The 23,146-nt window shown below is 43.1% G+C and carries 21 protein-coding genes; 1 reads left to right on the forward strand and 20 read right to left on the reverse strand.

What is annotated here, in order from left to right; all coding sequences use genetic code 11:
- Positions 1-42: 42 nt before the first annotated feature.
- From spoVT to metG, 19 genes are all read right to left on the reverse strand, one after another.
- On the reverse strand, positions 43-579 hold the full coding sequence (gene spoVT / locus NSQ49_RS12430; RefSeq protein WP_159869975.1) for a stage V sporulation protein T: 537 nt from the start codon (positions 577-579) through the stop codon (positions 43-45).
- A gap of 410 nt (positions 580-989) precedes the next feature.
- A complete protein-coding gene (gene mfd / locus NSQ49_RS12435; RefSeq protein WP_251284667.1) occupies positions 990-4,529 on the reverse strand; it encodes a transcription-repair coupling factor in 3,540 nt (1,179 codons plus the stop codon).
- Positions 4,530-4,924: 395 nt separating this feature from the next.
- Positions 4,925-5,155, reverse strand: coding sequence for an anti-sigma-F factor Fin family protein (locus NSQ49_RS12440; protein ID WP_251284668.1), 231 nt, complete (start codon positions 5,153-5,155; stop codon positions 4,925-4,927).
- A gap of 129 nt (positions 5,156-5,284) precedes the next feature.
- Positions 5,285-5,845, reverse strand: coding sequence for an aminoacyl-tRNA hydrolase (pth, locus tag NSQ49_RS12445; RefSeq protein WP_251284669.1), 561 nt, complete (start codon positions 5,843-5,845; stop codon positions 5,285-5,287).
- A 365-nt stretch (positions 5,846-6,210) separates the two neighbouring features.
- The gene (locus NSQ49_RS12450; RefSeq protein WP_251284670.1) at positions 6,211-6,861 is read right to left on the reverse strand and encodes a 50S ribosomal protein L25/general stress protein Ctc; all 651 of its coding nucleotides are present in this window, start codon (positions 6,859-6,861) and stop codon (positions 6,211-6,213) included.
- A 168-nt stretch (positions 6,862-7,029) separates the two neighbouring features.
- Positions 7,030-7,986, reverse strand: a complete 957-nt coding sequence (locus NSQ49_RS12455; RefSeq protein ID WP_095246046.1) for a ribose-phosphate diphosphokinase — start codon at positions 7,984-7,986, stop codon at positions 7,030-7,032.
- A 44-nt stretch (positions 7,987-8,030) separates the two neighbouring features.
- Positions 8,031-9,404 (reverse strand): bifunctional UDP-N-acetylglucosamine diphosphorylase/glucosamine-1-phosphate N-acetyltransferase GlmU, encoded by a 1,374-nt coding sequence (gene glmU / locus NSQ49_RS12460; RefSeq protein ID WP_095246045.1) that lies wholly within the window; start codon positions 9,402-9,404, stop codon positions 8,031-8,033.
- A 269-nt stretch (positions 9,405-9,673) separates the two neighbouring features.
- On the reverse strand, positions 9,674-9,964 hold the full coding sequence (spoVG, locus tag NSQ49_RS12465) for a septation regulator SpoVG (RefSeq protein ID WP_009336662.1): 291 nt from the start codon (positions 9,962-9,964) through the stop codon (positions 9,674-9,676).
- Positions 9,965-10,127: 163 nt separating this feature from the next.
- Entirely contained in the window at positions 10,128-10,502 is a 375-nt protein-coding gene (ridA, locus tag NSQ49_RS12470) for a 2-iminobutanoate/2-iminopropanoate deaminase (RefSeq protein WP_251284671.1), read from the reverse strand.
- Positions 10,503-10,526: 24 nt separating this feature from the next.
- On the reverse strand, positions 10,527-11,345 hold the full coding sequence (gene purR, locus NSQ49_RS12475; protein WP_159869960.1) for a pur operon repressor: 819 nt from the start codon (positions 11,343-11,345) through the stop codon (positions 10,527-10,529).
- Positions 11,346-11,405: 60 nt separating this feature from the next.
- Complete coding sequence (gene ispE / locus NSQ49_RS12480) at positions 11,406-12,275, reverse strand: 4-(cytidine 5'-diphospho)-2-C-methyl-D-erythritol kinase (protein ID WP_095246042.1); 870 nt, start codon at positions 12,273-12,275, stop codon at positions 11,406-11,408.
- A 315-nt stretch (positions 12,276-12,590) separates the two neighbouring features.
- A complete protein-coding gene (locus tag NSQ49_RS12485; protein ID WP_026041722.1) occupies positions 12,591-12,764 on the reverse strand; it encodes a small, acid-soluble spore protein, alpha/beta type in 174 nt (57 codons plus the stop codon).
- A gap of 118 nt (positions 12,765-12,882) precedes the next feature.
- Positions 12,883-13,146, reverse strand: coding sequence for a biofilm formation stimulator Veg (veg, locus tag NSQ49_RS12490; protein WP_009336667.1), 264 nt, complete (start codon positions 13,144-13,146; stop codon positions 12,883-12,885).
- 310 nt (positions 13,147-13,456) lie between these two features.
- Positions 13,457-14,341 carry a sporulation peptidase YabG gene (yabG, locus tag NSQ49_RS12495; protein ID WP_159869957.1) on the reverse strand — a complete coding sequence of 295 codons (885 nt, stop codon included), beginning with the start codon at positions 14,339-14,341 and terminating at the stop codon, positions 13,457-13,459.
- A 177-nt stretch (positions 14,342-14,518) separates the two neighbouring features.
- Positions 14,519-15,397: a 16S rRNA (adenine(1518)-N(6)/adenine(1519)-N(6))-dimethyltransferase RsmA gene (gene rsmA, locus NSQ49_RS12500; RefSeq protein ID WP_159869954.1), complete on the reverse strand. Its 879-nt coding sequence runs from the start codon at positions 15,395-15,397 to the stop codon at positions 14,519-14,521.
- On the reverse strand, positions 15,390-15,950 hold the full coding sequence (rnmV, locus tag NSQ49_RS12505; RefSeq protein ID WP_159869951.1) for a ribonuclease M5: 561 nt from the start codon (positions 15,948-15,950) through the stop codon (positions 15,390-15,392). Before rnmV ends, rsmA begins: the two co-directional genes overlap by 8 nt.
- 305 nt (positions 15,951-16,255) lie before the next feature.
- Positions 16,256-17,449 (reverse strand): G5 and 3D domain-containing protein, encoded by a 1,194-nt coding sequence (locus tag NSQ49_RS12510; RefSeq protein ID WP_251284672.1) that lies wholly within the window; start codon positions 17,447-17,449, stop codon positions 16,256-16,258.
- A 622-nt stretch (positions 17,450-18,071) separates the two neighbouring features.
- A complete protein-coding gene (locus tag NSQ49_RS12515) occupies positions 18,072-18,839 on the reverse strand; it encodes a TatD family hydrolase (protein WP_251284673.1) in 768 nt (255 codons plus the stop codon).
- Between the two features lie 216 nt (positions 18,840-19,055).
- Positions 19,056-21,023 carry a methionine--tRNA ligase gene (gene metG / locus NSQ49_RS12520; RefSeq protein ID WP_251284674.1) on the reverse strand — a complete coding sequence of 656 codons (1,968 nt, stop codon included), beginning with the start codon at positions 21,021-21,023 and terminating at the stop codon, positions 19,056-19,058.
- An 840-nt stretch (positions 21,024-21,863) separates the two neighbouring features.
- On the opposite strand from metG, the gene NSQ49_RS12525 reads away from it, so the two are divergent.
- The gene (locus tag NSQ49_RS12525; RefSeq protein WP_144546004.1) at positions 21,864-22,148 is read left to right on the forward strand and encodes an AbrB/MazE/SpoVT family DNA-binding domain-containing protein; all 285 of its coding nucleotides are present in this window, start codon (positions 21,864-21,866) and stop codon (positions 22,146-22,148) included.
- A 34-nt stretch (positions 22,149-22,182) separates the two neighbouring features.
- On the opposite strand, the gene rsmI is transcribed toward NSQ49_RS12525, so the two are convergent.
- On the reverse strand, positions 22,183-23,064 hold the full coding sequence (gene rsmI, locus NSQ49_RS12530) for a 16S rRNA (cytidine(1402)-2'-O)-methyltransferase (protein ID WP_159869942.1): 882 nt from the start codon (positions 23,062-23,064) through the stop codon (positions 22,183-22,185).
- Positions 23,065-23,146: the final 82 nt, after the last annotated feature.

Genomic DNA, 23,146 nt, shown 5'->3' on the forward strand with positions numbered 1-23,146 from the left:
AAAAGGCAGCATTCCGCTACCCCTTTCAATAAGTATCCATTTTTATGATTCCATTTGTCTTGCCAGGAAGCCAGCTGCTGTTTCAACTGCTTTTTGTTCCACGTCTCCAAGAGAATCTTCTTTAGCAAAAATGATAACTGCTCCAATTGGATCGCCGTTAGCAATGATTGGGCCAATTGTATAAGCGGAGGAAGCTTCAGTGTTCCCATCCACAAGCGAAATGTCGCCTGACTGGTTAACCAGAACTGAACTGCGTTCTTCCATTGTTTTTTCAACAAGATCGCTTATATTTTTGTTTAAGTAATCCTTTTTAGAACCGCCTGCCACAGCGATATAAGTATCTCTGTCACAGATTAACACTGGATTTCCCAGGCTGTCATATAATGCTTCTGCATATTCTTTTGCAAAATCGCTTAATTCACTGATTGGTGAGTATTTCTTTAAGATGACTTCTCCATCACGATCTACGAAAATCTCCAGCGGGTCCCCCTCACGAATACGCAATGTTCTGCGGATTTCTTTCGGAATGACTACACGACCCAAATCATCGATACGACGAACTATACCTGTTGCTTTCATCCAACGTTGCCTCACTTTCATCTGATGATTTTTAGAAAAGCGGAAGCGCCTTGCAGAGCCCCGACAAGCATAAGACGAATCACGCAGGAAATCCTGATTTCTGGAGTGATTTGTCTTATGACCCGAGGGGCTAGGCGCCGAAGCTAGACCATTCTCACTTCAGCGCAGCACTTACTCTTTCCTCTTTTGGCTATGATCCATAATTGGGAGAAAATGAATGCATCGCCATGTTTGAACTTAGTATCTTTCATATGGAAAGTTATATACGTGCACAAAAACTTTTTCTCGTAGATGTTATTCATTCCATTTTCGGATAAACATTCCAAATGGTTCTTCACTTAAAAATACCCTTGCCAGAAACAAGATAAACATTTCTAATGTTTCATTTTATTGACAGGAGTGTGTCCAAACTAGGCAGTTGGATGTTCTTGCTCCTTTTTAGCTTCGTGCATTCCTTTAATCACTTCATAGGCAATGTTGAGCCATTCATTTGTTTTGACGCCTTTAATATGAAGGACTGCTTTCAGCTTCTTGCCATCCATGCCCAAGCCGATCATGCGGCCATATTTGCTGGTAATCTGGAAAATCTTCTGTCCGTCCACATTTTCGCTGGCCTTTTCAGATAAAAGAATCAGCACTTCCTGTTTGGATTGCTTAACGGTTTCGACTCCTGCCAATTCACCGTAAGCCTTCATTTCGGCAATCTGGAATAAGTAGCCTACCTCATCTGGATATTCGCCAAAACGGTCGATCATTTCATCCTGAAGCTCTTCTACATCTTCAAGAGTTGAAATGCCCCGGAATCGCTTATACATTTCAATTTTCTGATGGCCATCAGACAAGTAGAAATCAGGGATATAAGCATCCACGTCCAGATCGATTTCAATTTTAGCCGGCTTTTCCTCGATGCCATCGAGCTTATCCTTCCGTTCTTCAATCGCTTCTTTAAGCATTTGCGAATACAGATCAAAACCGACGGAGTCGATAAATCCATGCTGTTCGGCTCCGAGCAGATTGCCGGCGCCCCTGATGGACAAATCCCGCATGGCAATTTTGAAGCCTGAACCGAGCTCCGTAAATTCCTTTATGGCCTGAAGCCGCTTTTCAGCTACTTCTGTTAATACTTTATCTTTTCGATACGTAAAATACGCATAGGCAACCCTGTTGGAACGGCCAACCCGGCCCCTGAGCTGATAAAGCTGGGACAGACCCATTTTGTCTGCATCATGGACAATCAGCGTGTTGACATTTGGAATATCTACGCCTGTTTCAATAATCGTGGTGCTGACGAGAACATCGGACTCGCCTTCAAGGAAGCTTAACATAACAGATTCTAACTCATTTTCCGTCATTTTCCCATGGGCATATGTTACCCTTGCATCTGGAACCAGCATGGATATTTCCTCGGCTTTTCGTTCTATATCCTCCACCCGGTTATATAGGAAATAGACCTGTCCATCCCTCGCCAGTTCCCTTTCAATGGCTTCACGGACCAGTGCACCATTGTATTCCATTACATAAGTCTGAACCGGGAATCGGTTTTCAGGCGGTGTTTCAATAACTGAAAGGTCCCTGACGCCCAGCATTGACATATGAAGGGTTCGCGGGATTGGCGTGGCTGTCAGAGTAAGGACATCCACATTGGTCTTAAGCTGTTTAATCTTTTCTTTATGTGTCACGCCAAAGCGCTGCTCTTCATCAATAATGAGCAGGCCTAAATCTCTATACTGAATATCCTTTGATAAAATGCGGTGAGTGCCGACAACTACGTCAATAGTCCCTGCCTTTAATCCTTTAATGGTTTCAGTCTGCTGTTTTTTTGTTCTGAATCGGCTTAACAGCCCAATTTCAATCGGGTAATCCTGGAATCGCTCTCTCATCGTTTCATAATGCTGCTGAGCCAGGATGGTCGTTGGAACGAGAATGGCAACCTGTTTTCCATCTGCAATCGCTTTAAAGGCAGCACGAATGGCTACTTCAGTTTTCCCATAGCCCACATCTCCGCATAATAAGCGGTCCATTGGGCGCTCCCTCTCCATATCCTTCTTAATTTCATGGATAGAGCGGATCTGGTCCTCTGTTTCCTGGTAAGGGAAGGCCGCTTCAAATTCTCTCTGCATATCGCCATCCGGATTGAAGGCATAGCCCTTTGATGCCTCACGCTCTGCATAAAGCTTGATCAGGTCATCCGCAATATCCTGAACAGATGATTGAACCTTTTTCTTAACCCGCTTCCAGTCGTTTCCGCCCAGCTTATAAATTTTTGGCTCTTTTGCTTCAGAGCCGACATATTTCTGGACAAGATCAATCTGCTCCACCGGCACATACAGCTTGTCGCTGCCCTGGTAGCGGATATGAAGATAATCTTTATGGACTCCGTTAATCTCGAGGGTTTCAATCCCCAAGTATTTTCCGATCCCGTGATTGACATGAACAACATAGTCCCCGACCTTCAGTTCGGAATAACTTTTAATTCTTTCAGCATTTGAAAGCTTTTGCCTGCGGGTTTTCTTTTTCGTGCGTTTGTTAAAAAGCTCTTCTTCCGTAATAACGGCCAGCTTTTGACCTGGAAGCTCAAAGCCAGTCTGGAGGCTGCCCTCTGTAATTTGGATTTTTCCTGTTAAGACTGGATCCTCCTCACTCACAAACGCCGCTTCAATTTCATAGTCTTCAAGCACTCGTTGCAGCTTTTTGATCCGCTCTTCATCCGGGCCCAGGAATACGACCGAATATTTGCCTTTTTTCCATCTGTCCAGTTCGCCCTTCAGCACATGCATCTGGCCATGGAAATTCTGCATCTGTTTGCAGGTGACATTTATAATGTTTTGCGGATTGGTATTCGGTACATGCCTCAGGAACAGCGACATATATGTAATCGAATGCCTGGAGCGGTGAAGGAACTCTTTTAAGGTATGGGATACCTTCACATCATGTATGATCTGGCCCTCACCTAAAAGACTCGTATACCACTCCGCCTCCTCCTTATCAAGGGTGTCATTCATTTCCTGAACACGGCTGATTTCATCAATGAAAATTAAGCCATTGGCAGGGAGATAGTCTACTAAACTACTTCCGTCCTCAAAGGCAAACGATAGGTATTTGAAAAGCTGTTCAGGCTTGTTCCCCATTCGCAGCTGTTCTAATTCATACCCGATATTCTGGGCCAGCTGTGTTTTCGCTTTATCATCCTTCAGTTTTTTCAGGCTTGATCCCAGACCTTTTTCCAATTTTTCAATGATAGTCTCGAAGTGCTCTGATTCAAGAGGAATTTCAGTTGCCGGACCGATTGAGATCTCGGTTAGTTTTTCTTTTGATCTCTGATCCTCCAAAGAAAAAGTCCGGATTGAGTCCACTTCCGTATCAAACAGCTCTATCCTTACCGGATCAGCTTCAGTCAGCGGATAGATATCAATGATTCCGCCTCTGACACTGAATTCCCCGGGCGAGGAAACCATTTCAGAACGGACATAGCCCATTTGAACAAATCTTTTTAATTGATCTTCAGTCAAATCATCGCCTATTGCTAAAGACAGCTGGTAATTCTTCCAATGGCTTGGAGGCGGAAGAATTTTTCTTAGCCCTGCCATCGGGACAATCATGATTCCTGTCTTATGTGTACTCCAATAATTTAAAGCCTCGATCCGCTGGGCCTTTAACTCAGGGCTGGCAATCCCCATCTCAGCTGCGATCAATTCATTGGCAGGATACAAAAATACTTCCGATTCCCCTGCCAGACTGACGATATCATCATATAGTTTCTGTGCCTGCAGAAGGTTGTGCGTTACAACAAGCATCGGCCTTCCCGACTGCTCATATATGGAAGACAAAAACAAGGTGCGTGCCGATCCTGATAAACCGGCAAGCATCTGCTCCCTTAGTCCTCCCTCTATGCCAGACAAGATGGAACTTACATCATCCTGCCGGCTAATAATCTCTTTAAGACCAAACATGAAAGCCCCTCCTATAACGAAAAGCGCAAGCGCCTCGATCACCCCTAAAATAGCATAAGACGAGCCCTGCAAGGGATTGACTAGTCTATCGTCCCTATGAGCTTATGACCTCGAGGGGGTGGCGCTGGAGCTAGACAATTCTCAACGTTCAAATTTCCCTTAATCTTTTCAAAAGCATTTTTTTTAAATGCTCCGGCAGTTCAACCGCCAAAAAGCAGATGCCGTTCCAGCCCCATTGAGACAGAAAACTGACAGTCTGCAAAATCCATTTTTCCTATCATTAATCTTACTAAAAATAATAAGGTTCCAACAAGAAACTATAGAACGGTTTCTATTAAATATAATGATGCCCAAAATAGAAATAGAAAAACGCTTTGGATTGCCTCCAAAGCTTGTTAATGAATAATAAAGTCGTGCTGATGATAATCCGGATTGCGCTCCAGGGATTCCTGGCAATCCTCACAGATCGCTGTTACATGCATATCTCCTGATTGATCATACGAGATCATCTCCTGGCGTTCCTGTTCGTTTAGCTTATGGAACCCAAGCTGCTCTGAATAAACAGAGCTGTTCTCCAGAGAACCAAGTTTTGTTCCGCAATGACGGCAATGATAATGAATAGCCATGCCTGTCCCTCCCGTTTAACTGTCCATGATTCTATTATGGACCTCTGGCAGGGAACTTATTCACGCATCCGGCACTGCCGCCAATGATGAGATACATTATTCTATGATAAGATTCATAAAATATGAAGCTTATTGATTAAAATCGTTCATAACCTGTAAAAATGGTTTTCTAAACCATTCCTCACAGGCCTCTGCGCACTTTTTAACCGTTTCATCCATAACGGCCTGTTCTTCTTTCGTGAAGCGGCCGAGCACATAGTCTGGCACCTTCATGCCGCTTGGCGGACGGTCAATGCCGACTCTGATTCTGTTAAATTCCTGTGTCCCCAGATGGGCAATCGTTGATTTGATCCCATTATGGCCGCCTGCGCTTCCTTTTTGGCGGAGCCGAATCTTGCCCACAGGAAGATCCAGATCATCATAGATCACCACAAGTTCATCATCATTAATTTCAAAATAATCCATAACTGTCCGGATGGACTCTCCTGACAAATTCATATATGTAAGAGGCTTAAGCAGAAATACTTTTTCTCCGTTCACATAGCCTGCGCCAAATACGCCTTTCAGCTTAGCCTGATTCAGAGGAATATTCAGCCGGTCTGATAAAACATCAATTACTTCAAAGCCAATATTATGCCTTGTTTTATCATACTGCTTGCCGGGATTTCCGAGCCCTACAATCAATTTCATTTTCTCACCCCATATTAGAACAGCATCATACGCCCGTTAACTGCCTGGCGTGTGTGCTGATTTAATCCATTCTCTTTTTTATTATAGTTGAAAGTGTGTGGTTCGGTAAGAAGATTCTGTTTGGAGGTTGCGGGTTTGGACCTTGCTGGCGTTTTTTCCGGCGCCTTGTCCGAAGATGTGCCTGGTTCTGACTCTACTGGCACGTTTCCGTCTTTTTGTGTCAAAGTTAAACCAGATTCGGACTCTAACTGCTATTTTTTCGTTTCCTCTGTCAAAAGACAAGCCAATCCAAAACCCATTCCCACACCAAGCAAACAGGGGCTTGCCATATTGCAAAGCCCCTGTAAGAATAGCTTCTCTCGAGCTTATTCTCCGCCTGTTTTATCTTCATTGGCAGTTGTTTCTCTGCCTTCTTCATTTTCAGGTGTACCCGCTTCCTGTTCTTCACCGCTGTTGATTTCTTCTTCCTGTCTTGGAGGAAGGATGGAAGCGATAACCTCATCTTCTTCATTGTTTATTTCATAGCCGCGATTTGCTTTGATATCTGCGACAGTCAAAGTCTCGTTTACCTGAAGGCTTGTTACATCCACCTCAACAGTGGATGGAATATTATTCGGTGTCGCCGTGACTGAAACTTCATGCAGAGATTGCTGCATAACGCCTCCATCTTTTACACCTGCTGCATCACCGGTCAAGACGACGCGTACATCAGCCGTCATTTCTTTATTCATATCGACCGCTATGAAATCTGCATGGACGATTTCATTTTTAATCGGGTTGGATTGATAGTCACTAAGTACCACATCATGCTTGCTGCCATCCACATCCAATGAAAATACGCCGTTTCTGCCCACTTCCTTGATCGTTTTCAGAAAGTCAGCTTCACTTAAGTAAATGGATTTGCTTTGCAGCTTCGACCCGTACACAACGGCCGGAATATTCCCTTCCTTGCGCAGTGAAGTTAAGTTAGAGTTGCGTGAACCTTTTCTTTCTTTTGCCTGCAATACAGCTGTCATAAATACGTCCCCTTCCTCATTTAAAGAATTAGTCTTGTCTATATAAAAAAATGCCCTAAAATGAGGAAATCTAAACGTTTTTGTTTTGAAGCCTTATTATTTTTTTTAGAAAGAAAAAGCAAATCAGGCTTGCTTTGCAGCAAGCCTGGACAGTTATTTTATTGCCGATCAATCAAACAATGTGCTGACAGATTGCTCTTCATGAACCCGGATAATCGCTTCACCGATTAGCGGCGCAACCGATAGTTCGACAATCTTGTCTGTTTTCTTTTCTTCCGGAAGAGAAATGGAGTTTGTTATAACCAATTCTTTAATAGTTGAGTTTTCAATTCTTTCGATGGCAGGTCCTGATAGAACCGGGTGTGTACAGCATGCATAAACTTCTGATGCACCGTTTTCAATCAGGGCATTTGCTGCTAATGTAATAGTTCCTGCAGTATCAATAATATCGTCGATTAAGATGGCCGTTTTTCCATCGATGTTCCCTACAATGTTCATAACTTCAGCCACATTTGGTCTTGGACGGCGTTTGTCAATGATGGCAATCGGCGCTTTTAAGCGATCAGCCATTTTACGCGCACGTGTTACGCCGCCATGGTCCGGTGACACGATTACGATGTCGCTGTCAGTCAGTTTGTTCTTGAAGTAATCAGAAAGGATTGGCACACCCATTAAATGATCAATAGGAATATCAAAGAATCCTTGAATTTGCGGCGCATGCAGGTCAAGTGTTATCACACGGGTTGCACCAGCAGTTTCCAAAAGGTTTGCTGCAAGCTTAGCAGTAATCGGCTCACGCGCTCTTGCTTTGCGGTCCTGACGGGCATAGCCATAGTAAGGCATTACGATGTTGATCGTCTTGGCAGATGCACGCTTAAGAGCATCGATCATGATCAAAAGCTCCATTAAATGCTCATTAACAGGTGAGCTTGTTGACTGAATCACATACACATCGCATCCGCGGATGCTTTCTTCAATGTTAATTTGGATTTCGCCGTCGCTGAAGCGCGTTACGGAACACTTACCAAGCTCCACACCAATCACATTGGCGATTTCAGCAGCTAGCCTGCGGTTTGAATTTAAACTGAACACCTTTAAATTTGGATCTAAATACTGGTTTGACATTTTGGGCCTCCATCGATTTATTTCTTACAAATAGAAAGTTCTGTTTATTTCTTAATGTTTAATTTGTGCGTGTAGTTTTCTTTGTTCACCTGGCGTGCGCGGGCAATGGAAAGAGCTTCTCCCGGCACATCTTCAGTAATCGTTGAGCCTGCTGCCACATATGCACCTTCCCCAATCGTTACCGGTGCCACGAGATTGGAGTTGCATCCAATGAATACACCATCTTCGATTTTAGTCAGGTACTTATTTTTGCCGTCATAATTAACTGTGATTGAGCCGCAGCCCAGGTTAACACCTTTGCCTACTTCTGCATCGCCAATATAGCTCAAGTGAGAGGCTTTGCTTCCTTTTCCGAAAACAGATTTCTTCACTTCAACAAAGTTGCCGATTTTCACTTCATCATGAATATCTGATTGCGGACGAATGTGAGCAAACGGGCCAATGTTCACTTTTGAACCGATATGGCTGTCATGTGCTGCAGATTGGCGGATCACTGTACCTTCCCCAATATGGCAATCAGAAATCTCCGTATGAGGTCCGATCACACATTCAGCACCGATGATGGTATTTCCGGAAATGATGGTTCCAGGGTAAAGAACTGTATCTGAACCAATTTTCACATCCGAACCAATATATGTGTTGGATGGATCAATAATGGTCACGCCGTTACGCATATGTTCTTCATTTATCCGCTGTTTCATGAATGATTCTGCCTGAGATAGGGCTACCCGGTCATTGACACCCAGAGTTTCGCCGAAATCAGCCGTCTGGTAAGCTGTAACGACCTCCCCTTCATTTTTCAGGATCTCAATTACATCAGGAAGGTAATACTCGCCCTGCACATTATCATTTGTTACTTTGTTCAAGGCTTCGAATAATGCTTTATTATCAAAGCAATACGTTCCAGTATTAATTTCTTTTATCTTGCGTTCTTCCTCGGAAGCATCTTTCTGTTCAACGATTTTTTCAACCATCCCCATGTCATTGCGGATCACGCGTCCATATCCGAATGGATTTTCCGCATGAGCTGTTAAAATAGTCGCTTTGGCAGAAAGCTCTTCATGATGCTTGAAAAGCGCTTCCATTGTTTCATGCCTGATGAGCGGTGTATCTCCGCAGACTACGATCGTGACACCCTCTTTGCCTTCAAGCATTTCACGTGCCTGCATAACGGCATGAGCAGTGCCAAGCTGCTCCTCTTGAAGAGCATATTTGCTGCTTGAGCCAAGCTGCTGCTCTACCATTTCCGCTCCGTGTCCAGTAATTGTGACAATTTCCTTTATGTTAAGCTTTGTAACTTGATCAACTACATGTTGAACCATCGGTTTGCCGCATACAGGGTGAAGGACTTTGTAAAGCTTTGACTTCATTCTTGTCCCCTGGCCTGCGGCTAAAATAACCGCGTATCGATTAGACATTTACAGGCCTCCAATTTAACCTTTTTATCCATAACGAATATATCTTAAATGGGCTCTTATTTCAAGAATTGATGATAAAGTACATATATTTGTCATTACCTTAAACGGTATTTATTTAAATATTGGTTTACTATTTTTAGAGAAAGGGTAAGGAGGAAGAAAGAAAAAGCCCTAAGCACCGCCTTCAATAGGGGGCTTAGAGCTAGTTTTTAACAGCTGAAATAAAAAAGAGCCTTACTTATGAAGTAGGCCCTTGTTGATTTATTTTCTTAGGAAGCACCGGCTTCTTCAAATTCAACTTCTAATTCACCTAAGCGGTGGTACTCGGCTAAAACAGCCTCCTGGATTTTACCGCGCGTTCCTGAATTGATTGGGTGCGCGATATCTCTAAACTCCCCATCCGGAGTACGTTTGCTCGGCATGGCTACAAATAAGCCATTATTTCCATCAATCACACGAATATCATGAACAACAAATTCATGATCAAGCGTAATAGATGCAATTGCCCTCATTCGTCCATCCGTATTAACGCGGCGTAATCTTACGTCTGTCACTTCCATCCTGTTCACCACCTTTTCGAGAAGATATAATCCTAATTGTATAAATTCAACATATTTCCTTAATCTCCTTCTTTAATAAAAAATATTTTTTGAATATTTTGTTCAAAGATTTTTTCGAATAAAAAACGCCCGTCATATGAACGAGCGAGTGAATTACGGTTATTTATTTTACAAGAGCTATAACTTCAATTTCCACTAGGACATCCTTTGGCAGGCGTGCCACTTCCACACAGGAGCGCGCAGGCTTGTGGGTGCTGAAGTATTCCCCATACACTTCATTAATAGCCGCAAATTCGTTCATGTCCTTAATAAATACTGTCGCTTTTACCACGGTATCTAATGACGCGCCAGCTTCTTCAAGCACTGCTTGAAGGTTTTTAAATACCTGATGCGTCTGCTCTTTTACATCCCCATCCACCAGAACGCCTTCAGCTGTAAGCGGAATTTGCCCTGAGCTATAGAATAGGTTATTTACTATAATCCCCTGAGAATAGGGTCCAATTGCTGCCGGTGCCTGATTCGTTTGAATGACTTTCATGAATTCTCCCCCTAAAAAATATGATTATTTTTTAAAATAGTTGCCTTCACTTACATTGATTTTCTTTTCCCTTACATCCACATCAGATAGACGCACTAGAGAAAGGTACTCATCAACCAGCCGTTCTTCTGCCTTTTCTGCCTCAACCAGGACTGCAATGCCTGCAAGGTTTGCCTTGAATTCTTCCAGCATGCTGACCATGCCATTAACCGTTCCGCCGGCTTTCATGAAATCGTCAATGATTAAGACATTGGAACCCTCTGCCAGGCTTCTTTTCGAAAGTACCATGGTTTGAATCCTCTTAGCAGATCCTGACACATAGTTAATGCTTACCGTGGATCCTTCTGTCACCTTGCTGTCACGTCTTACGATCACAACGGGCACGTTGAGGTAATTGGCGGCAGCATAAGCAAGCGGTATTCCTTTTGTAGCTACCGTCATAACCACATCAACGGGCTTATCCGCAAAGGCTGAGGCAAAAAGCCGTCCTGCACGCTGGACAATTAAAGGATCACCGAGAATGTCAGTCATATAGAGATAGCCCCCGGGAAGAAGCCTTTCCGGGCTGGCAATCAAGCCGCAAAGCTCCTCTACAAATGGCCGGGCTTCATCATCAGGTACTTTAACATGGAACTTGACGCCGCCTGCTGCTCCGGAAACGGTCTGCAGTGTACCTATTCCTCTTTGCTCAAAAGTTTCTTTGATAATGGCGAGATCTTCACTGATCGAAGACTTGGCGGAACCATACCTTTCTGAAAAGAAAGTTAAGGATACCAGCTGACGCGGATGGTTCAATAAATAATTGGTCATATCTATCAACCGTTCGCTTCTGCGAAATTTCATTTGTGGAACCCCCATTTAAATCCGAATGTTTTAACGATAATATACCATTAACATACGGATTTAATCAAGCTTATGTCTTTCTCCGAGCATTCTGACTGCAAAAACCTGGTCACAAAACCCTCTAAGGCCATTATAAATCCGATGCATTCTTGAATCATGATGCACAAGCCCAAACACAGTTGGACCGCTGCCGCTCATCAGGACAGCATCCGCACCAAATCGTTTCATCTGGTCTTTTATTTGCAGGACCTCAGGGTGCATACTCAGTGTGACATCCTCGAGAACATTGCCCATGTTCCGGCAGACATCCTCATAGCAGCCCCATTTGATTGCTTCAACCATTCCTTTTGTATTTGGATGCTGCACCTGCTCTACATCCAGTCTCCTGTATACATCCGCTGTCGATACGCCGATGAACGGCTTAGCAAGTATGACCCAGCAGGTTGGAGGCGCAGGAAGCTCCTGAATTTTCTCTCCACGCCCAGTAGCTAATGCAGTGCCTCCGTATACGCAAAAAGAAACATCAGAACCGATTTCCGTCCCTATTTCAGCAAGCTCATCTAATGAAAGCCCCAGCCCCCACAGCTTGTTAAGCCCTCTGAGAGCCGCTGCTGCATCACTGCTGCCGCCGGCAAGTCCAGCCGCAACCGGAATCATTTTTTCTATTGTAATGGCTACACCTTTTTTTACTTGAAACCGTTCTTTAAGAAGGTGTGCAGCCTGATATGCCAAATTCCGCTGATCATCCGGAACAAAGCGGTTATGAGAGATAATTCTGATCTCGTCTTTATCTAAAAGTGTTAATTCCAGGCGGTCAGCCAAATCAATCGTTGTCATTATCATTTCCACTTCATGATAGCCATCTTTCCGTTTATGTAAAACATCCAATGACAAATTGATTTTAGCAGGCGCCTTCACCATGACCTTCAACATTTCCACCTACTTCTTTCCTTTAAATCGGACTCCTGTCCAGCTCCACAAGCGAAGCGCTTTGCCCTGCCGGTTCATTTCGAAGGGAAAGCCATACCTTCATTCAGTATTGACTTCATTTTACCCGGCAATAAGCGGAGGCTTAAAGCTTTTCTTATAGAGCGTCTCCATTTTTTGTCCTATTTTACCACAAAATAAACATAAAAGCCCAGGCGGCTTGGAATATAGAGGGAATCGCTATTGAACAGAAAAAATCCGAGGCATAAGCCTCGGCAGACGCAGTGCATATTAATGCTCAGAACTAGTGAGCGAATGCTATTTGTTAAGAAGGTTCTGCTGTGCGATTTCGATGGCCCGCTTAACCATATTGCCGGCATCTTTCGCACGGATGCCGCCCCAGCCTTCCTTTTGGACCACATCATAAAAGCCAAGCTCTTTCGCAATTTCCTCTTTTAAACCATCTGACATAACGCCGCGTCTTCTGCCCAACATTAACATCCCCTTTCGCACTGCGGTATGTATAGTATGTGAAAGGGTACTGTTATTCATGAAAAAGGCAAACAAAAAGCAGTAAACAATTTGTTCACCGCCCGCTGTCATATATATATTAGCTTAAAGCAACCTGTCCTGATGTATCTTCATAGAATGTAATTTGAACCGTTTCTGTTAAAACATCCGCATAGCTGTAAGATACCCGTTCAAATGCATTTTCATCCTGATCTAACTCAATCACAAATACAGAAGGATACGTTTCTGCCAGAACTCCTGAGCGTTCGATGGTCTTTCTGCGCCCGCCATTGGCTTTTAGCAGGAGCCTCTTCCCAAGATTTGAATCAAGAGCTTTTTTAATATCTGATAATGTTTTTGCCATTCGGTCCACCTCACTATGTTAAGTATATCACACTGACACTAGACTGTCAAACAAAAATATAAATTATAACAGTGTTTAAAATTAAATGTCAATATGTTTTGTTCTACTTTTTCTTCTAATTTTCAACAATTTTAGGATTGCCCTAATTGGAAAAAATTATGTATAGTTTTTAGAAAGCTTATCAGCATGCCGTTCATTACCTGGGAAATAGACGAATGCCCCTGCGCGAAATTTCTCGAAAAATGCTTAAGTTCTTATTAAAAACAAACATAAAAAAACAAGCCGCTATATCTTGCAAACGGCCCGCTGATTATGATTCGTTTAAATCTTCGTCATTGTATGGCATACCAGTTCTAAGTACTCCCCGTGTTTCAATGCCTCCAAGTCCCTTTTCACCTGTTAGTGTATTTCTTAAGATATCCCATAAATTGATTCTTTCCATAAATGGAGTAAGGCTGACTTTCGCAACAATGTATACAGGATCAAGGGCATGAATATTCACTCTGGAAGGAGAACTGGCAAAATTAGCTCCAGCATGGATGAGTGATTCGAAATGTGACTGGCATGCTCCTGCAAAAATAACAAGCTGATCAAGGTGCGGAACTTTTTTGCGCGCTTCCCTTACCGCCTGGACAAATTCTCTGGAGTGCCTGTAAGCATTGATGTCAGATTTTTTCCCCTTGGCCTTTGAATAAGCATCATGACCGGTTATAACGAGGATATCCGGCCTGTAATGATCGATGAGCTGTCCGATTTTCATCGGCATTTCCTTTTCATTGCAATGTATGCCTGTTACGGGTATGCCTATTTTTTCATACACACTCAAGCATTTTTTCAAATAGGATGGATCACCATCCAAGTGAAGCACCCTGCCTGGTATTTGAAAATAGTTAAGTGTCTTGCTGTAGCCGTCTGTTACTTCATACTCCTGCTTCTCCCTTAAGAGAGCCACATCCTGCCTGAATAGCTGGAAGGACTGTTCCTCAAGTGACCTGAACTCCTGCTCGAACTTCATCCGCTGCGCCTGGTTAATGACGATTAAGTCCTCACAGGGAGCATCCGCAACTAGACGGATATCCTCTCCGAATAAAATGGCAAACCTTTTGCCGCCCTGTTCTTTAATATCAATCACGCGGAATAAAATATCACAATGATACGAAATTCTTCCGACGATATCCATCGTATTTATAGTCAATGTCGTCACTCCAATTTCCCGAGGTAAACGCGGGCTGCATCTAAGCACTTGTTTGTGATTTATTATTTATGTCATAAATTATGCACTTGACTATGAACATGTGCGTAGAAAAGGCGAATGGGGAAGAAGGCTTTTGAACGAAAAAAAGCCTGCTGGTTAGGCAGCAGGCCTGATCAATTATGAAAAGTGTGGCAGCAGGGCATCGCTCAAACGGGCAAATTCTTCGATGGAAAGTGTTTCTCCTCTTCTGCCCGGCTCGATAGCAGCTTGTTCGAGAGCAGAGAGGATTTTTTCCTTTTTCTGCTTTCCTTCAGGAAGCTGGCTCGTTAAGTTATTCAGCAGTGTCTTTCGCCTTTGGGCAAAGCTTGCTTTTGTGACCTTGAAAAAGAAGGATTCACTTTTAACCGCCACTGCTGGCTCTTTGCGCTTTGTCAGTTTAATGACGGCAGAATCAACATTCGGCTGCGGCACAAAGACTGTCTTCGGCACGATCATGGCTGTTTCAGCCTCTGTATAGTACTGGACAGCGATGGAAAGGGAGCCGTACTCTTTCGTGCCTGGACGGGCCGAAATTCTGTCTGCCACCTCTTTTTGGAGCATACAGACGATGCCCCTGATCGGAAGCTTGTCCTCGAGCAGCTTCATGATAATCGGCGTTGTAACATAATATGGAAGATTGGCGACAACCATAATATCGTCAACCCCTTCGAACTTCTGTTCAATCGCTGTCTTAACATCTGCCTTCAATACATCTTCATTGATGATGGAGACATGGGGATATGGCGATAAAGTTTCCTCTAAAATAGGAAGCAGCCGCTGGTCGATTTCAAAAGCAAGCACCTTCTTGCTTCTCCGGGCCAGCTGTTCAGTTAATGCCCCAATCCCCGGTCCGATTTCGATGGCGCCCGACTCCTCCGTTAATTCAGCATGATCGACAATCCTCCGGAGAATATTCGTATCGATCAAAAAGTTCTGTCCCAGGCTTTTCTTAAAAGAAAAACCGTATTTATCCAAAATCGCACGTGTTCTGGCTGGCGTTGCAATATCTTTATGCATTTTGTTCCTCCTTGCGAATAGCTTCGATTGCCTCTGCAAAATCCTTCCGGCAAATTTGAAACATCATTAAGCGCTTATGAAGCTGCTTGCCATTTGTGTAGCCGATTTTTAGCAGTCTGCCAAGCTTTTCTCTTCTTTCCTTGGCACCTTCCCCGCCAATCAGGCCAGCAGTGACCAGGTCTTCCTGGGTAATGGTTTCTTCATAGGTTTCCTTCATAACCTGGGCGTCCTTTAATGCCTGGCGGATCATTTCAGGCGATGCATGCTCAACGCCCACTCCTCTGCCATGCTTGTGGAGGGCATCCGCTTTTTCTATAAAAGCATGCTTGCATTCCGGGACTTCATTGGTAATCGTATTCCTGATTTTTTGGCCGGGAAAGTCCGGATCTGTAAATACGATGACCCCTCTTGTCTTCTGGGCAAGCTTTATTTTTTCAATGGTTGCCTCATTAATGGCAGATCCATTCGTTTCAATTGTATCGGCATCCAGCGCCCTTTTAATCGCCGCTGTATCATCCTTGCCTTCTACAACGATAATTTCCTTGATTTTCATGGTTCCTCCTAAGAAAAGCGAAAGTCTCCGCCTGCCCATGAATGCTCGAAGGACAGGCTCTTTGCGCTAGACTGTTATCAATGTTCGAATTAAGAACTGCTTGTTTTTAAAAAAAAACAATAAAATGAAAAAAACTTGAAACATTTCTGTAATGTAATTCGTCTAAATAGATGTAAAAAGAATATATTTATAAAGAATAGTTCTTATTATATATGAACCAGCTTCAAAATGAAAAAATGTTATCCATTAACCTTCTCTCCAATGAAATAAAAAATGCAGGGGGAGCCCCCTGCATCATAAAAAATTTAATTCAGTATTTTAATTTTTACCGTTTTTCTTCCCCACTTGTAAGCTTCTGATTTGGATGAGAAGAATACGTCGATTTTGTTTCCTTTAATGGCGCCGCCTGTATCAGCTGCAACAGCATAGCCATAGCCATCTACATAGACCTTCGTTCCAAGAGGAATGACACTTGGATCAACCGCTATGACCTTAGCACCCGGATTGGCGCGCAGATCCATACCGGTAGCCGTTTTGCCTGTGCATCCGCTGCAATTGGCCGTATAGGCTGTAGATGATACATATATTTCTTTGCCGCTTGCCTCGCTGCTCGTTCCGCGGGAAACCACCTGTGTTGCCGCAGCCACCTTTGTTCCAACAGCAATGACTTTATCCTGCTTCTCTTTCACTTGCTTTTCACTGATCAGCTTTCTGGAAATTTCCTTGCCATTCTCCATGACAACCTCAAACTTTTTCGTCTTAAGGCCTTCTTTTCCAGCATTCATTACTTTTTCAGTGCCCTTTGCCAAACTAGTATCCTTCTTTGTCACAACTGCGAAATTAATTGGTTCTTCCACTACATCGGTGACTTTTTCAACTCGAATGACTTTTATTTCGTCATTGGCTTTGACTGTCTCTTCCAACTTTGGTTCAACACGGTCTAAATCATTAAGCTTGATTCCCTGCTGTGATAAAAAGTCAGCGACCGTAGTCGAAGTTGACCAAACCTGCTTCTCTTTGCCGCCATTATTCAGCGTTAAAGCGAAAGCCTTCTCTACTTGAATTTCCAGGTTGCTTTTAATGGGTTCTTCTGGCTTTGGCTGAACCTTGTCATGTTCAGTCAGCGTAATATCCTGTTCTTTTAAAACGTCTCCGACCGTCTTTGCAGCCGTCCAAATCGTTTTCTTCCCGTTATCTGTTACTACTTTCACCTGTTTAGCCGGTTCATAGACAATTTCTGTATTGTCCTTAACCTCTGTGTTTACCGAGGGAAACACATAATCTTCTGAGCGGAGTGAAATATCTAGATCATCGAATATATCTTGAACTGTTGTTGCATGCGTTTTGATGACTTTCTCTTGGCCTTCTATTGTCAATGCTACTGTTTTCTTTGTCGTCTCATATGCAATGAAACCGCAGGCAGCAGCAAAAACTACTAAACTAGCAGAAAAAATGGCCAATTTCTTTTTACTCAAAGACTTGGATAACAGGTTTTTCATGTTTTGAATCACGATGAAAAACGCCTCCTTTTCTCTCGGAGTGATTATATAGAGTATCTAGCCGACTGTCAACTCTTTCAATTTTCCAGCTTCCGAAAGGCTGGAAGAATGCAGGCATTGGGCATTTTTGCCTGTATTCTCAGAACTGCACTCTATCTCTATGTATGAATGATAGTTCCCTTCTATGCATGCAATCTTGCAAATGTCCTGTTTTCGGTCATGCTTGCCTTGGATTTATACTTTCCACATCCATGAGAAAAATCCTTCTTTTTTTGATTTTGGAGTTTTTCACTCATCTGGAAATCCTTTGTATTCTGCTGACCAGGCGCTCGGCAATCGGGAACAGTTTCAGAACATTTTTCAGGACTTCAGGCTTCCGGCCCTCCATCTTTCATTCTCCCCGACTGTCATCAAACGCCCTCCGCTCGATCAACAGGGTGCCAGAACAGCACCTTTTGGCAAGCTCTCTCGTAAACATATTTCCTATTATGCAAAAAAACAAGATGAAAGAAAAGAGAGACTTATCGACATGGTTATCCTATGAGAGGAAGGAGACGTGTAGAACTTTTTAGAATCAGAAAAAATTTGGACAAGCTCCTACAGACTTCGACAAATTGAGCTATCAGTTTATGCCGAATAATTTTTTTGCATTTTCTGTGGTTGCCTGTGCAACTTCCTCTGTTGTAAGTCCTTTTATTTCTGCAATCTGCTCTGCTACCAATTTGACATAACTGGGTTCATTCCGTTTTCCTCTGTGTGGATGAGGGGTAAGGTATGGGCAGTCTGTTTCAATCAGCAGCTTTTCAAGCGGAATAATATCGGCTACTTCCTTTGGTTTTTTTGCGTTTTTGAAGGTCACCGGACCGCCCAGGGAAATATAAAAATTCATATCCACACACTCCTGGGCAATCTCCGGGCTGCCGCTGAAACAATGCATAATTCCGCCTACTTCTCCTGCTCCTTCTTCCTTAAGGATTTCGACTATATCGGCTGTGGCATCACGGTTATGGATGACGATGGGAAGCTTAACTTTCTTCGCCAGACGGATCTGCTTCCGGAAGACTTCCTGCTGAATATCCTTCGGGGACTTGTCCCAATAATAATCCAGGCCCATTTCTCCCAGTGCGACCACTTTTGGATGACTGGAAAGCTTCTCAATCCATAGCAAATCTTCTTCAGTCATATCGATGGCATCAACCGGGTGCCATCCGACACTTGCATAGATAAAATCGTATTTCTCAGTCAGCTCCATCGCTTTTTCTATCGTTGGACGGTCAAATCCCACAACCACTATGTTGGAAATACCCTCACTCAGGGCCCTGTCGATTACCTCTTGTAAATCTTCGTTATATTGTTCGGCATTAAGGTGTGCGTGTGTGTCGAAAAACACATCAAAAAACTCCTTTTTCTTCATATTATTTTTCTATTACTATTATGTCAGTGATGTAACAAAATTACTTTACTGGAAATGTGGTTCCAATTTCATAATCCCACCAGAAATTACTTTCTGACAATAATTTTTTCCAAAAATAAAAAACATAGAAATGCTTACGTTATACGCTTAACACTTCTATGTTTTTATGTTTAACAAGAAAAACAAATAATATTATTTTACCCTTGCACCTAATGGAAGAGATTCAGCGATTGTGGCAAGTGACAGCTCACCGTCTTTACCTCCTGCTAAAATCATTCCTTCTGAAAGCTCGCCGCGAAGTTTAACAGGCTTTAAATTGGTTACACAGATAACTTTTCTGCCTACCAGTTCTTCCGGTGTGTAGAATTTAGCAATTCCCGAAACGACCTGGCGCTTTTCATAGCCAAGATCCAGCTGTAATTTCAGAAGCTTATCAGCTTTTTTCACAGGTTCTGCCTCGATAACCTGAGCCACTCTTAAATCGACCTTCATAAAGTCATCGATTGAGATTTCCTCACTATCCGGCTTTTCCTCTGCTTTTGCTTCGGGCTTCGCTTCTTCTTTAGGAGCAGCAGATCCCTGCATTTTTGTTTTAATGAACTCAACTTCTTCCGTAATATCCAGGCGAGGGAAAATCGGTTCTCCCTTTAATACCTTTGTGCCCTCAGGAATCAGGCCGAATGTCTCAAGGCTTTCCCAGGATGTTAAGGCTTCCTCATTTACATTCAGCTGTTTGAAGATTTCCTTCGGCGTACGCGTCAGGAATGGCTGCAGAAGCACTGCGATTCTGCGCAGGGATTCCGCCAGATGAACCATTACACTTGCAAGCTCTTCTCTTTTTTCTTCCTCTTTAGCTAAAGTCCAAGGCTGTGTTTCATCTATATATTTATTCGTTCTGCTGACAAGCTGCCATACAGCAGACAAGGCAACAGAGAACTCCATTTTTTCCATCGCTTCCTCGTACTTGGAAACCGTTTCACGGTTCATTTGGAGCAGCTGCTGGTCGAACTCGCCTTCTGAATCTGCATATACCGGAATAACACCGTCAAAGTATTTATTCACCATCGCAATAGTGCGGTTTAACAGATTGCCTAAATCGTTAGCTAGATCAAAGTTGATTCGTTCCACAAATCCTTCCGGTGTAAAGACTCCGTCCGCACCAAATGGCACTTCGCGAAGAAGGTAATAACGCAGTGCATCCAGGCCATAACGGTCAATTAGGGTAACAGGATCCACTACATTTCCCTTTGACTTGGACATTTTGCCGTCCTTCATCAAAAGCCAGCCGTGCGCAAATACCTTTTTCGGAAGAGGCAGATCCAAAGCCATCAGCATGATAGGCCAGTAAATCGTATGGAAGCGAACAATTTCTTTTCCTACCAGGTGAACATCTGCAGGCCAGTAGTTCAGATACTTGGAATCATCTTCGGTTCCATAGCCAAGCGCTGTAATGTAATTTGATAAAGCATCAATCCAGACATACACCACATGCTTTGGATTATTTGGCACTTTTACGCCCCAGTCGAAAGTTGTCCTGGATACCGCCAAATCCTCAAGTCCCGGTTTAATGAAGTTATTGATCATTTCATTTTTGCGTGATTCAGGCTGTATGAAAGCTGGATTCTCTTCATAATACTGCAGAAGTCTGTCAGCGTATTTGCTTACCTTAAAGAAATAGGATTCTTCCTTCACTTTATGAACAGGGCGTCCGCAGTCAGGGCAGTTGCCATCAGCAAGCTGGCGTTCTGTATAATAAGACTCGCATGGAGTACAGTACCAGCCTTCATATTCACCAAGATAGATATCGCCCTGTTCTACAAGCTGAGCAAAGATTTTTTCGACGATCTGCTTATGCCTGTCCTGTGTCGTGCGGATAAAGTCATCATAAGAGATATCAAGCTTTTTCCAAAGATCCTGAATGCCGGCAACAATTTCATCTACGTACTGCTGAGGTGTTACCCCTTTTTCTTCTGCCTTCTCCTGGATCTTCTGTCCATGTTCATCCGTTCCTGTCAGATACATAACATCAAAGCCGCGCATGCGCTTGTAGCGGGCCATTGCATCACCGGCCACTGTTGTATAGGCATGCCCTATATGTAAATTTCCGCTAGGATAATAAATTGGAGTGGTTAAATAAAACGTCTTTAATTTGTCCTCCACAAGATTCCCTCCCTCATTTAATGAAAACATCAGTGCATATCTATATGCAGCTATGCTTTTTGCTGTCTCACAATGAATACTAAAAAAGCGCAGGAGCCCTCCCCCCCCGAAGTAGCACAGACTGAGAACACCACATCCTGCGGCATCATCTGCATGACCCCCATCCCGGGGGCCTCAAGCACAAAACGGACTTCACAGAAGGTAAATCTTTACCTTATTGGAAGGCTTGGCTTGTGACCTCGAGGGGGTAGGCTGCTTGCGCTAGACAGTTATCGAATTTTAATTTTTACTTTCTTATCTCTGTAAAAAAATCCCGCCCCATTTGGACGAGAGTTTTAATCAGAAAATCTTGCCGTTACTGGGCCTGCTATATCGATATTTTACAAGAAGTTATATTCGTCAGCATAACCTCTTATACCATCAAAATATACCTAAAAACTTGAAATTGTGCAACCAATAGGCAGATAGGAACAGCAGGATTTTTTTCAAATAAAATTTTTTTATTTTCTATCCCTAAAAAAGGAAACTGCCATTCGAATATTATTATTGTAAAAGCAAGATTTTTGTAGAATTTTGTCGAAATGTCGAATATCATTTATACATTTTATTTTCGGCATCTCTTTTCCATTTATCCGTAAAAAATTACTTTTATTTCGATAATCGTAGTTCTATCAACGCTTCATTAAACATCCTAAAATTTACTATTTCATTCCAAAATAAAGTAATTGACGTATATGGGAATGGCTGGTATTATAATTGTAACAAAGATTTTGTCGAATAATGACGAAACGATATAGATAGAGAAAAATATTATTGGAGATTTGAGAGGAGAATTTAATTATGAAATCGACAGGTATTGTTCGTAAAGTTGATGAGCTTGGCCGCGTAGTAATCCCTATTGAACTAAGACGCACACTTGGAATCGCTGAAAAGGATGCTTTGGAAATCTACGTAGACGACGAAAGAATCATCCTTAAAAAGTACAAGCCTAACATGACTTGCCAGGTTACAGGGGAAGTATCTGATGAAAACATCTCACTTGCTAACGGCAAGCTAATTTTAAGTCGTGACGGTGCAGAACAGCTGTTAAAAGAAATTCAAAACACGTTTGAACTTGTAAAATAATACAAAAGCTTCTCACTTGTGTGAGAAGCTTTTTTTATTCTTCAATATGATAAGCATGATAAACATCCCGCTTACTTAATCCCCGATCTTTTGCCGTTTGCTTAATGGCATCCTTGCTCGGGAGACCAGTTTCTTCTATATAATGTCTGACATGATCCTCAATCGAAAGATCCTCCCACCAGGCTGTTTCTTCTGCATTCTGCCATGTCTCGGAAGTCCCTTCAATAATAATCACAAATTCTCCTCTTACTTCGCCGCTTGAAGCCCATTCTATCACTTCTTCTACAGTACCCCTGATAAACTCCTCATATCTCTTGGTCAGTTCGCGGCATAGCGCAATATTTCTGTTGCCCATAATTACAGACATCAGCGAGAGGGTTTCCTTCAGGCGGTGGGGAGCTTCATATAAAATGATGGTTGCCGACAGTCTGGAGAGATCCTCCAGCTCCTGTTTCTTGAGTTTCTTCTGCCTGTTCAAAAACCCATAGAAATAAAAGGGCTGGGTATTGATGCCGGATGCAATCAGGCCGGTTAAAGCAGCATTCGCACCGGGAAGGGGCACCACAGTCAGCTTTTCTTCAGCAGCGGCTGTTACAAGATCATAACCCGGGTCTGAAATTGCAGGCATTCCTGCATCACTGACAAGAGCAATTTTTGCACCATTGGCCACTTTATCAAGCAGCTTCTGACCGCTAATTTCCTTATTATGTTCATGATAGCTGATGATCGGTGTGGCAATCTCAAAATGATTGCATAGCTTTTTGGTATTTCGCGTATCCTCAGCTGCTATAAAGTCCGCTTCTTTCAGGATTCTGACAGCCCGGAAACTCATGTCTTCCAGATTCCCGATCGGAGTCGGGACTAAGTATAGAATTCCTTTTGTTTCTTCATGCTCAAAGCTTTTTTGCTGCCACATATGTACCACCCGTCTCCTTCTTGAAAAGCGCAGCGCACCCGCTATCGGCTAAAGACCTCGAGACGAGGATGCTCGGCGCTAG

The organism is Cytobacillus sp. FSL R5-0377 (assembly GCF_038004385.1).
Lineage (GTDB): Bacteria > Bacillota > Bacilli > Bacillales > Cytobacillaceae > Cytobacillus.

What these genes read in the sequence shown, in the direction of transcription:
- spoVT (WP_159869975.1), bottom strand. Translation starts at nt 579, where the DNA reads ATGAAAGCAACAGGTATAGTTCGTCGTATCGATGATTTGGGTCGTGTA.
- mfd (WP_251284667.1), bottom strand. Translation starts at nt 4,529, where the DNA reads ATGTTTGGTCTTAAAGAGATTATTAGCCGGCAGGATGATGTAAGTTCC.
- NSQ49_RS12440 (WP_251284668.1), bottom strand. Translation starts at nt 5,155, where the DNA reads ATGGCTATTCATTATCATTGCCGTCATTGCGGAACAAAACTTGGTTCT.
- pth (WP_251284669.1), bottom strand. Translation starts at nt 5,845, where the DNA reads ATGAAATTGATTGTAGGGCTCGGAAATCCCGGCAAGCAGTATGATAAA.
- NSQ49_RS12450 (WP_251284670.1), bottom strand. Translation starts at nt 6,861, where the DNA reads ATGACAGCTGTATTGCAGGCAAAAGAAAGAAAAGGTTCACGCAACTCT.
- NSQ49_RS12455 (WP_095246046.1), bottom strand. Translation starts at nt 7,986, where the DNA reads ATGTCAAACCAGTATTTAGATCCAAATTTAAAGGTGTTCAGTTTAAAT.
- glmU (WP_095246045.1), bottom strand. Translation starts at nt 9,404, where the DNA reads ATGTCTAATCGATACGCGGTTATTTTAGCCGCAGGCCAGGGGACAAGA.
- spoVG (WP_009336662.1), bottom strand. Translation starts at nt 9,964, where the DNA reads ATGGAAGTGACAGACGTAAGATTACGCCGCGTTAATACGGATGGACGA.
- ridA (WP_251284671.1), bottom strand. Translation starts at nt 10,502, where the DNA reads ATGAAAGTCATTCAAACGAATCAGGCACCGGCAGCAATTGGACCCTAT.
- purR (WP_159869960.1), bottom strand. Translation starts at nt 11,345, where the DNA reads ATGAAATTTCGCAGAAGCGAACGGTTGATAGATATGACCAATTATTTA.
- veg (WP_009336667.1), bottom strand. Translation starts at nt 13,146, where the DNA reads ATGGCAAAAACATTATCAGATATTAAAAAAGCTCTTGATTCAAATCTT.
- rsmA (WP_159869954.1), bottom strand. Translation starts at nt 15,397, where the DNA reads ATGCATAAAGATATTGCAACGCCAGCCAGAACACGTGCGATTTTGGAT.
- rnmV (WP_159869951.1), bottom strand. Translation starts at nt 15,950, where the DNA reads ATGAAAATCAAGGAAATTATCGTTGTAGAAGGCAAGGATGATACAGCG.
- NSQ49_RS12510 (WP_251284672.1), bottom strand. Translation starts at nt 17,449, where the DNA reads ATGAAAAACCTGTTATCCAAGTCTTTGAGTAAAAAGAAATTGGCCATT.
- NSQ49_RS12525 (WP_144546004.1), top strand. Translation starts at nt 21,864, where the DNA reads ATGAAATCGACAGGTATTGTTCGTAAAGTTGATGAGCTTGGCCGCGTA.
- rsmI (WP_159869942.1), bottom strand. Translation starts at nt 23,064, where the DNA reads ATGTGGCAGCAAAAAAGCTTTGAGCATGAAGAAACAAAAGGAATTCTA.